This window comes from uncultured Streptococcus sp., assembly GCF_963536705.1.
In the GTDB taxonomy this organism is placed as follows: Bacteria; Bacillota; Bacilli; order Lactobacillales; family Streptococcaceae; genus Streptococcus.
The window spans coordinates 88,085-99,334 of the sequence record NZ_CAUTAP010000008.1; the positions used below are offsets into that span (position 1 = coordinate 88,085).

General features: G+C 40.6%; 7 protein-coding genes. All 7 read left to right on the forward strand.

Going from position 1 to position 11,250, the window contains the following annotated elements:
- The first annotated feature begins 237 nt into the window (after positions 1 to 237).
- Positions 238 to 2,193, forward strand: a complete 1,956-nt coding sequence (locus tag RWX26_RS06200) for a peptide ABC transporter substrate-binding protein (RefSeq protein ID WP_032911845.1) — start codon at positions 238 to 240, stop codon at positions 2,191 to 2,193.
- 191 nt (positions 2,194 to 2,384) lie between these two features.
- The gene (locus RWX26_RS06205) at positions 2,385 to 4,355 is read left to right on the forward strand and encodes a peptide ABC transporter substrate-binding protein (protein WP_314580128.1); all 1,971 of its coding nucleotides are present in this window, start codon (positions 2,385 to 2,387) and stop codon (positions 4,353 to 4,355) included.
- 232 nt (positions 4,356 to 4,587) lie between these two features.
- Positions 4,588 to 6,573, forward strand: a complete 1,986-nt coding sequence (locus RWX26_RS06210) for a peptide ABC transporter substrate-binding protein (RefSeq protein ID WP_314580130.1) — start codon at positions 4,588 to 4,590, stop codon at positions 6,571 to 6,573.
- Between the two features lie 64 nt (positions 6,574 to 6,637).
- Positions 6,638 to 8,134 (forward strand): ABC transporter permease, encoded by a 1,497-nt coding sequence (locus RWX26_RS06215; RefSeq protein WP_314580131.1) that lies wholly within the window; start codon positions 6,638 to 6,640, stop codon positions 8,132 to 8,134.
- Positions 8,134 to 9,060: an oligopeptide ABC transporter permease OppC gene (oppC, locus tag RWX26_RS06220; RefSeq protein WP_002920135.1), complete on the forward strand. Its 927-nt coding sequence runs from the start codon at positions 8,134 to 8,136 to the stop codon at positions 9,058 to 9,060. Before RWX26_RS06215 ends, oppC begins: the two co-directional genes overlap by 1 nt.
- 8 nt (positions 9,061 to 9,068) lie before the next feature.
- Positions 9,069 to 10,136, forward strand: a complete 1,068-nt coding sequence (locus RWX26_RS06225) for an ABC transporter ATP-binding protein (RefSeq protein WP_002898856.1) — start codon at positions 9,069 to 9,071, stop codon at positions 10,134 to 10,136.
- A 10-nt stretch (positions 10,137 to 10,146) separates the two neighbouring features.
- Positions 10,147 to 11,073, forward strand: coding sequence for an ATP-binding cassette domain-containing protein (locus tag RWX26_RS06230; RefSeq protein WP_002922228.1), 927 nt, complete (start codon positions 10,147 to 10,149; stop codon positions 11,071 to 11,073).
- Positions 11,074 to 11,250: the final 177 nt, after the last annotated feature.

Below are 11,250 nucleotides of genomic sequence, written 5' to 3' on the forward strand. Positions count from 1 at the left end.
ATAAATCAAGGATAATAAAAGATTACAAAATAAATGTAAAGAAAAGTAGAGCAATCTCTTTTAAAAGATTTTTTATAAAAGCATCTTTCACAAAATCTCACAAAATAGAAAAATATTTGAAAAAACACAGTTAAACGGACTGAAAAATAGAAAATTATTATTTTTTTACATAAAGCGTTTGTTTTTATAAAAAAATATTGTATAATAATACAATATAAATTGAGAAGGAGAATGCTCATGAAAAAATCTAAATGGTTGGCCATTACTGGACTGACAGTCGTGTCAACACTGATTTTAGCTGCTTGTGGAAACTCTAGTGCCAGCAATACCTATTCTTATGTCTATTTGAGTGACCCTGATACTTTGGACTATGTCAATTCAAATCGGGCTACTACGTCCGATGTTATTACAAACTTGGTGGACGGCCTTTTAGAAAATGATAAATATGGCAATTTGGTTCCATCTATTGCGGAAGACTGGACTGTTTCAAAGGATGGTTTGACCTATACCTATAAGCTTCGTAAAGATGCTAAGTGGTACACATCAGATGGTGAAGAATATGCAGAGGTTAAAGCACAAGACTTTGTAGCAGGTTTGAAGCACGCGGCAGATGAAAATTCTGAAGCTCTTCCTATCGTCCAAAGCTCTATCAAAGGCTTGGATGCCTATGTCAAAGGAGAGTCTAAAGACTTCTCAACAGTTGGAGTAAAAGCAGTTGATGACCACACGGTCGAATACACGCTCAACCAGCCAGAAAGCTACTGGAACTCTAAGACGACCATGGGGATTCTGTTCCCCATCAATGAGGATTTCTTGAAGTCACAAGGCAAAGATTTTGGTACCGTAAAACCTTCTTCCATTCTTTATAACGGACCTTATGTTCTGAAAGCATTCACTTCTAAGTCTGTCATTGAATATGCTAAAAACCAGAACTATTGGGATAAGGACAATGTCAAGGTTGAAAATATAAAACTGACTTATTTTGATGGTTCGGATCAGGAATCCTTGATCCGCAACTTCTCAGACGGGGCTTATTCTCAAGCACGGCTTTACCCTACGAGCTCTAACTATGCTTCTGTAGAAAAGCAGTACAAAGACAATATTATTTACACACCACAGAATTCAACTAGTTTCTATTTTGCTTTCAATCTGAATCGTAAGACTTATAATCATTCGTCTAAGACATCAGATGCTCAAAAGGCATCAACTACAGCTGCTATTCAAAATAAAGACTTCCGTCAGGCAATCAACTTTGCCTTTGACCGGACATCTTTTGGAGCTCAGATGAATGGTAAAGATGGGGCGACTAAACTCATCCGTAGCTTGCTAGTTCCTCCTAGCTTCGTGCAGGTTGATGGCAAAGACTTTTCAGATGTAGTAGAGAGCAAACTTCCTACATACGGTGATGAGTGGAGCGGTGTCAAACTGACAGATGCCCAAGACAGCATCTACAATGCTGATAAAGCCAAGGCGGAATTTGCCAAGGCAAAAGAAACCTTGCAAGCTGAAGGTGTAGAATTCCCAATCCATATTGACGTCCCTGTCGATCAGTCTGACAAGGTTTTGGTACAACGGACGAATTCCTTCAAACAGTCTGTCGAATCAGCGCTTGGCCAAGAAAATGTCGTTATTGATGTTCAGCAAATGTCAACAGATGACTTTGATAATTCTGCCTACTTTGCAGAAACAGCAGCTCAGAAAGACTACGATCTCAACATGTCTGGCTGGTCAGCAGACTACCAAGATCCATCAACTTATCTGAATATCTTTAACCCTGAAACAGGTGATGCTGCAGATAATATTGGTATAGAAAAAGGGAAAAATGCTGATGTGGCAAATAAGGTTGGCTTGAATGAATACAAGGCTTTGCTGGATGAAGCTGATCAAGAAAAACAAGATACAGATGCTCGTTACACCAAATACGCAGCAGCTCAGGCTTGGTTGACGGATAGCTCCATTGTTATTCCTAGTGTTTCTGGTGGTGGTTCACCAGTCGTTCAGAAGGTTGTGCCATTTACCAAGTCTTACTCTTATGTCGGAATCAAAGGAGATGCCTATGTCTTTAAGAACATGGAGCTCCAAAATGATATTGTTACAGCTAAAGACTATGAAGCGGCTCTTAAGAAATGGGAAAAAGAAAAGGAAGCATCCAATAAAAAAGCCCAAGAAGACTTAGAAAAACACATTAAATAAGGTTCTGAACCGCGAGCTTTTGATTCTTTATAAACAGTTTGGAATCAAAAGTTTGTGAATACGATAAAGCGAGACTGAGACATTTTGTCCCAGTCTCTTTTTTATATGACTCTCTATTGCATTGAAGCGTTTACATCCTGTCGCAGAAGTGCTATAATGAAAGTAATCTTAATGAAAACTGGAGGAAGTTTATGAAAACATCTAAGTTAGCTGCAGCTGCTGGGCTTGTCATTCTCTCTGCAGGAATTCTGGCTGCCTGTTCGTTTGGTGGCTCCAATTCATCTGGGAAAAACTATAGCTATGTTTATACGGCAGATCCAGATACGCTGGATTACACTGTGTCCAATAAGCGGGCAACCAATGAGATTATGGCTAATGTAGTGGATGGTTTGCTAGAAAGCGATAAGTATGGTAACTTAGTGCCTTCTCTAGCGGAAGATTGGACCGTTTCAAAAGATGGTCTAACCTATACTTATAAGCTTCGTGAGGGAGTGAAATGGTATACTTCTGATGGTGAAGAGTATGCAGATGTGACTGCTAAGGACTTTGTGACCAGTCTGAAGCATGCCGCAGACAGCAAGTCTGAGGGTCTCTATATCATTCAAAAATCTGTTAAAGGCTTGGACGACTATGTCAATGGTAAAATAACTGATTTCTCCCAAGTGGGTGTCAAGGCGGTGGATGATTCTACTGTTCAATACACTTTGAATCAGCCAGAAAGTTTCTGGAATTCTAAGACAACCATGGGGATTCTTTTCCCAATTAACGAAGAATTCCTGAAATCAAAAGGTGACAAGTTTGCTCAGGGAACGGATCCGACCAGTGTCCTCTATAACGGTCCGTTTATCTTGAAATCTATCACTTCCAAATCTCAAATTAGCTTAGAGAAGAATCCAAACTATTGGGATAAGGAAAAGGTGAAAATTGACACTGTCAAATTTTCTTACTACGATGGTCAAGATACAGAATCTCTAGTGCGTGGCTTCTCTGACGGCAACTACACCATTGCTCGTCTTTTCCCAAATAGCTCCAACTTTGCCAGTGTGAAGAAACAGTATGGCGATAATATCGTCTACACTCCTCAAGGTTCAGGAACCTTCTTTGTCACAACTAATATCGACCGTCAGTCTTACGAGCATACTTCTAAGACAACGGATGCACAGAAATCTTCTACTAAGAAAGCACTGCTCAATAAAGATTTCCGTCAGGCTCTGCTTTTTGCCTTTGACCGTACTGCCTATTCTGCACAAACCAATGGTGAAGAAGCAGCAGACAAGCAGCTTCGTAATACCTTTGTTCCGCCAACCTTTGTACAAGCTAATGGTAAAGAGTTCGGCAGCATTGTAGAAGAAAATCTGGCTAGCTACGGTGATGAGTGGAAGGGAGTCAAATTAGACGACGCTCAGGATGGTCTTTATAATCCAGAAAAAGCCAAGGCAGAATTTGCCAAAGCTAAGGAAGCGCTGCAGGCAGAGGGAGTAGAATTCCCTATTCATCTGGATATTCCGGTTAGCTCAGCAGATACCAATGGTGTTAAGAGTGTTCAGTCACTGAAGCAGTCTATTGAATCCAATCTTGGCTCTGACAATGTGGTGATTGACATTCAGCAGATGACAGATGATGAGTTGAATAACATCACCTACTTTGCGACCTCGGCATCTCAAGAAGACTGGGACTTAAATAATAATCTTGGCTGGAGCCCAGATTATAACGATCCATCTTCTTATTTGGAAATCACTGGCTCTAAGACTGGTGAGAATGTTGACGGCTACTTTGGATTTGATCCTGGTACAGACAATGCGGCAGCTAAAGAGGCTGGCTTTGAAGAATATGACAAACTCTTGGAAGACGCAGCTGCGGAAAACGAGGATATTAACAAACGTTACGAAAAATATGCTGCAGCTCAGGCTTGGCTGACAGACAGTGCTCTGTTGATGCCAGCTTGGTCATCTGGTGCAACACCAAGTGTCCGTAAGGTTGTTCCATTCTCAGGACCATTTGCTTGGACTGGAAACAAGGGTGAATATAGCTTTAAATATGTTGAAATCCAAGATAAACCAATAACGACTAAAGAATATGAAAAAGCGCGTGAAAAATGGGCAAAAGAAAAGGAAGAGTCCAACAAAAAAGCTCAAAAAGAACTCGCAGAACATATCAAATAAAGCAAGAAAATCCCATTGTAGCTACAATGGGATTTTTGATGATTTTAGAGGCGGAATGGGCGAGACTAAGGTTGTCTAATCCTAGATGACAGACATGCGGGAAAACCAATTGCATAAACATCTTAGGGTGTTAGTGAGCTAACTTAATATTCTGAAAATTTATTTTACTTTTAGTACTATCTATGCTATAATCTTAATTAAATCTAAAAATCTAAAAGATGGAGAAACCCATATGAAACAAAGTAAAGTCCTTGCGCTAGCAGGAGTCACTCTTCTTGCAGCTGGCTTTCTTGCTGCTTGCTCTGGCTCTAAGCCAAACACAAAGTCAGGCAGTTCAGACTCTTCAAACACCTTTAATTATATCTACGAGACAGATCCTGAAAACTTGAACTATCTCACTTCAAGTAAAGCTGCTACAACAGACTTGACTGCCAATGTCATTGACGGTCTTTTAGAAAACGACCAATATGGAAACTTGGTTCCTTCAATGGCAGAGGAATGGACTGTATCACCAGATGGAAAAACTTATACTTATAAGCTTCGCAAAGACGCTAAGTGGTATACTTCCGAAGGTGAAGAATACGCAGATGTTACAGCAGAAGACTTTGTTACAGGTCTTAAGTATGCAGCAGACAATAAATCTGAAACAATCTACTTGGTTCAGGATTCTGTCAAAGGGCTTAAGGACTATATTTCTGGGAAGATTGATTTCTCAGAAGTAGGAATCAAAGCAGTGGATGATCATACTGTTGAGTATACTCTTAATGAGCCAGAAAGCTTCTGGAATTCTAAAACTACAATGGGAATTCTCTACCCAGTAAACAAAGACTTTTTGAAAAACCAAGGTGATAAGTTCGCTCAAGCAACTGATCCAACAAGCTTGCTTTATAACGGACCTTTCTTGCTCAAATCATTGACTTCAAAATCGGAAATCCAATTTGAGAAGAATCCTAATTATTGGGACAAAGAAAATGTTCACGTAGATGCAGTGAAACTCTCTTTCTATGATGGACAAGATCAAGGGAAACTAGCTGATCAGTTCAGCCAAGGCGCATTGACAACAGCCAGACTCTTCCCAACTAGTGCGACCTATGAAAAGGTTGAAAAAGACTTTAAAGATAATATCGTCTATACACCTCAAGATGCCTCAACTTTCTTAGTAGGTACAAACATTGATCGTCAGTCTTACAACCATACTGCTAAGACGTCAGAAGCTCAAAAAACTTCAACTAAGAAAGCCTTGCTTAACAAGGACTTCCGTCAGGCTTTGACCTTTGCCTTCAATCGTGAGTCCTATGCATCTCAGATTAATGGTAAGGACGGAGCAGACAAACTTCTTCGTAACCTTTACATCCCACCTACATTTGTGCAGGCTGGTGACAAGTCCTTCGGTGAGCTAGTTAAGGAAAAAGTAGTAACTTATGGCGACGAATGGAAAGATGTTGACTTCTCAGATGGTCAAGATGGTCTCTATAACGAGAATAAAGCAAAGGCTGAATTTGCTAAAGCAAAAGAAGCTTTGAAAGCCGATGGCGTAGAATTCCCAATCCATCTGGACATTCCGGTTGATCAAACAGCTACTTCTAAAGTACAACGTGTTCAATCCCTCAAGCAGTCTATTGAAAAGACCTTAGGAAAAGATAATGTTGTGATTGATGTTCACCAATTGTCTAAGGATGAAGTGACTAACATTACCTTGTTTGCTCCTTCTGCTGCTGAAGAAGACTGGGATATTTCAGACAATGTCGGCTGGACTCCGGACTATCAAGATCCATCTACTTATCTTGACATCATCAAACCTGGTGGTGAAAATACCAAGACCTTCTTAGGATTTGATGGCACAGATAATGCCGCAGCGAAACAAGTTGGTTTGGATGAATATACCAAGCTGGTGGACGAAGCGGGTGCAGAAAAGCAAGATTTGAACAAGCGTTATGAAAAATATGCGGCAGCTCAGGCTTGGCTAACTGATAGTGCTTTGTTGATTCCGGTAACTTCTAGAACAGGCCGTCCAACCTTGACTAAGGTAGTACCATTCTCAGCGCCGTTTGCTTGGTCTGGTGCTAAGGCGCGTGAAGCAGCAAGTTATAAGTACATGAAATTACAGGATGAGACTGTAACGACAAAAGATTATAATAGCGCTCAGGAAAAATGGAATAAAGAACGTGTGGAATCTAATAAAAAAGCTCAAGAAGAATTAGCAGACCACGTGAAATAAGCTTGCTAAGAGAACTTTCTCTATTAGAGGAGAAAGTTCTTTTGGAATTTAAAGGAAACGATAAATGAAAAAATATATTTTTATGCGTATCTTACGCTCAATTGTGTCGATTTTCTTGGTGACGACCCTGACTTATGCCATTATCTATACTATGGTGCCAAGAAGGTTGATTTTCAAGCAGGATCCTAACTATAATAAGATAGCTACCAATAAAGATAAAAAAGCTAACTATGAAAACACTATCTTTGAGCGGATGGGCTACATTGACTATTATGATACTAAGGAACTTCAGGAGAAGGCCAGCAAGGAAGATTCTTCTGTTACCACAGAAGCTACTGAAGCAAACGAGAAGATTTATCAGAAGTATGTTGATAAACTTGGTAATGGTTGGAAATTGCAGAAATTCCCACTGAGCGGAGAATTCTATGCTGTACGTGAAGTGCCTGTGTATGAACGTGTCTTTGAGTTCTATGCTAATTTGATTCAAATTGACCATCCAAATGTTATCCAAGATGAGGAAAATCCAAACCTAGAGCGTTATATCCGGTTTGAAAATGATCCTTCTGTCGGCTGGTCTCTTGTGGGTTCTGGTACCAAGCATAAGTATCTGCTGTACTTTAATGGTCAGTTCCCATTTGTCCACCAGAACTTTATTACCTTTAATTTAGGTAATTCTTATCCAACCTATGCCAATATCCCTGTTCTGCAGGTTATTACTCAAGGACAAGGACAAACTAAGTCTTCCGAAGTTCAATTTCCAACAGGTAAAAAGACATCGTCTGTTAACATTTACTCTCGTACTTACAAGACGCCAAGCAAAGCCGATTCACAGGACATTGCTAAGTTTGGTAAGGGAGATGCCTATACAGCGACTCAAAGCAACTATCAAAATCCATCCATGATTACCAGCTCAGCTATTATCGGTTTGATTGGTGTGGCTCTGTCTTATCTGATTGCTATTCCGCTTGGATCTTACATGGCTCGACTCAAGAACACATGGTTTGATAGCATTTCTACTGCTGGCTTGACCTTTATGATGTCACTGCCAACCATTGCCTTGGTCTACATTGTCCGTTTGGCGGGCTCTGCTGTTGGTCTTCCAGACTCCTTCCCAATCTTGGGAGCGGGAGATTGGCGTTCTTATGTCCTTCCAGCTGTTATTCTAGGGCTTTTGAGTGCTCCTTGGACAGCGGTTTGGATTCGTCGTTATATGATTGACCTTCAGTCTCAGGACTTTGTCCGCTTTGCCCGTGCGAAGGGGCTCTCAGAAAAAGAAATTTCTAACAAGCACATCTTTAAAAACGCTATGGTGCCGCTGGTATCTAGTATCCCAGCTTCTATCGTTGGTGTTATTGCAGGTGCGACTCTGACAGAAACTGTCTTTGCTTTCCCTGGTATGGGTAAGATGCTGATTGATTCTGTTAAGGCATCCAATAACTCTATGGTTGTTGGTCTTGTATTCATCTTCACATGTCTGTCTATCTTCGCTCTCTTGCTGGGTGACATTCTGATGACTGTACTGGACCCACGTATTAAGTTAACATCAAAAGGAGGTAAATAATGGCTACAATTGATAAAAGCAAATTCCAATTTGTCAAACGTGACGATTTTGCCTCTGAAACGATTGATGCTCCAGCCTATTCTTACTGGAAATCAGTCATGCGTCAATTTCTGAAAAAGAAATCAACCATTACCATGCTGGGGATTCTGATTGCCATTATTCTCATGAGCTTCATTTATCCTATGTTTTCAAACTTCGACTTTAATGACGTGAGCAAGGTAAATGATTTTAGCATGCGTTATATCAAGCCAAGTGCCCAGTACTGGTTTGGAACAGATAGTAATGGTAAGTCTCTCTTTGATGGTGTTTGGTTTGGTGCCCGTAACTCTATTCTTATTTCGATTATTGCGACGGTTATTAATCTGGCTATCGGTGTTATCATCGGCGGTATCTGGGGAATTTCCAAAACAGTTGACCGTGTCATGATGGAAGTCTACAATATCATTTCAAACATCCCAGCCCTCTTGATTGTCATTGTCTTGACCTACTCTATCGGTGCTGGTTTCTGGAATCTTATTTTTGCCATGACGATTACTGGTTGGGTCGGTATTGCCTACACTATCCGTGTGCAGATTATGCGCTATCGGGATTTGGAATACAACCTTGCCTCTCGTACTCTTGGTACACCAACTCTCAAGATTGTAACGAAGAACATTATGCCGCAGTTGGTATCTGTTATCGTGACCACCACTTCACAAATGTTGCCAAGCTTTATCTCTTACGAAGCCTTTCTGTCCTTCTTTGGATTAGGGCTTCCTGTAACAGTGCCAAGTTTGGGACGCTTGATTTCAGATTATTCTCAAAACGTGACGACAAATGCTTACCTCTTTTGGATTCCACTCACAACTCTGATTTTGGTATCCCTTACTTTCTTCGTAGTTGGTCAAAACTTAGCCGACGCTAGCGATCCACGTACACATAGATAGGAGTAAATATGACAAAGAATGAAAATGTAATATTGACTGCTCGCGATATTGTCGTGGAATTTGATGTTCGCGACCGAGTTTTAACAGCCATTCGCGGAGTCTCTCTGGACTTGATTGAAGGTGAAGTACTGGCTATTGTTGGTGAATCTGGTTCAGGTAAGTCTGTCTTAACCAAGACCTTTACGGGTATGTTAGAAGAAAACGGCCGTGTAGCTAAAGGAACCATTGACTACCGCGGTAAAGATTTGACAACTCTTCGTAGTAACAAAGATTGGGAGCCGATTCGCGGTGCAAAAATTGCGACTATCTTCCAAGATCCGATGACGAGCTTGGATCCCATTAATACGATTGGAAGCCAAATTACAGAAGTCATTATCAAGCACCAAGGAAAATCAGCCAAAGAGGCTAAAAAAATGGCCATTGATTACATGAGTAAGGTTGGGATTCCAGATGCGGAAAAACGTTTCGAAGAATATCCTTTCCAATACTCAGGTGGTATGCGTCAGCGGATTGTTATTGCTATTGCCTTGGCTTGCCGTCCTGATATTCTTATCTGTGATGAGCCGACAACGGCCCTTGATGTAACGATTCAAGCGCAGATCATTGACTTGCTCAAATCCTTGCAGCAAGAATATCATTTCACAACCATCTTTATTACGCACGACCTTGGTGTTGTGGCCAGTATTGCAGATAAGGTTGCGGTCATGTATGCCGGTGAAATTGTAGAATACGGTACAGTTGAAGAAATCTTCTACGAGCCAAAACATCCTTATACATGGAGCTTGCTATCCAGCTTGCCTCAGTTGGCAGATGCGAATGGTGCACTTTACTCGATTCCTGGTACTCCGCCGTCACTTTATTCACCAATCAAAGGGGATGCCTTTGCTTTGCGTTCTGACTATGCCATGTCAATTGACTTCGAAGAAGAAGCACCGGCTTTCAATGTGTCAGATACTCATTGGGCTAAGACATGGTTGCTGCACGAAGATGCACCTAAGGTTGATAAACCAGAGATTATCGAAAACCTGCATGAAAAAATTCGTTCAAAAATGGGCTTCAATCAATTAGAAGCTTAGGAGGAAGGAAATGACTGAAAAATTAGTTGAAATTAAAGATTTAGAAATTTCCTTCGGTGAAGGAAGTAAGAAATTTGTGGCAGTTAAAAATGCAAATTTTTTCATCAATAAGGGAGAAACTTTCTCTCTTGTAGGAGAGTCAGGCTCTGGTAAGACTACTATTGGTCGAGCTATTATTGGCCTTAATGATACCAGTGCAGGTGATATCTTCTATGAAGGCAAAAAGATTAATGGTAAAAAGTCAAAAGCAGAAGAAGCGGACTTGATTCGCAAGATTCAGATGATTTTTCAAGACCCGGCTGCCAGTCTGAATGAACGTGCAACGGTTGACTATATCATATCTGAGGGGCTCTATAATTACCATTTGTTTGATAGTGAAGAAGACCGTCAAAGAAAAGTCAAAGATATCATCAATGAAGTCGGCTTGTTAGCTGAGCATTTAACTCGCTATCCTCACGAATTCTCTGGTGGACAGCGTCAGCGGATTGGGATTGCTCGTGCTCTGGTCATGCAACCAGACTTCGTAATTGCAGATGAGCCGATTTCTGCCTTGGACGTATCTGTTCGGGCTCAGGTTTTGAATCTTTTGAAAAAATTTCAAAAAGAGCTTGGCTTGACGTATCTCTTTATTGCCCATGACCTTTCGGTAGTTCGTTTTATTTCTGATCGTATCGCCGTGATTTACAAAGGTGTCATTGTAGAAGTGGCAGAGACAGAGGAATTGTTCAACCATCCTGTCCACCCTTATACACAATCCCTGCTCTCAGCTGTTCCAATTCCAGACCCAATCTTGGAGCGTAAAAAAGTGTTGAAGGTCTATGATCCTGAACAGCACGATTATTCAGTTGATAAACCAGAAATGGCAGAGATTCGTCCGGGACACTATGTCTGGGCTAATAAAGCTGAACTTGAAAAGTATAAACAAGAGCAAAAATAGAAAAAATGTCCGAAAGGGCATTTTTTGCGCCTTTAAAAGAAAGAGTGTAGGTCAATTTACCAGCCTCGAAGGTATGCAAAACAATCCATCAATTTAAAAATAATATTTTTTTAATTTTTTTCAAAAAAGGTATTGACAGTTGGTGGGTATAGGTGATATACTAATATAGTTGTCGCG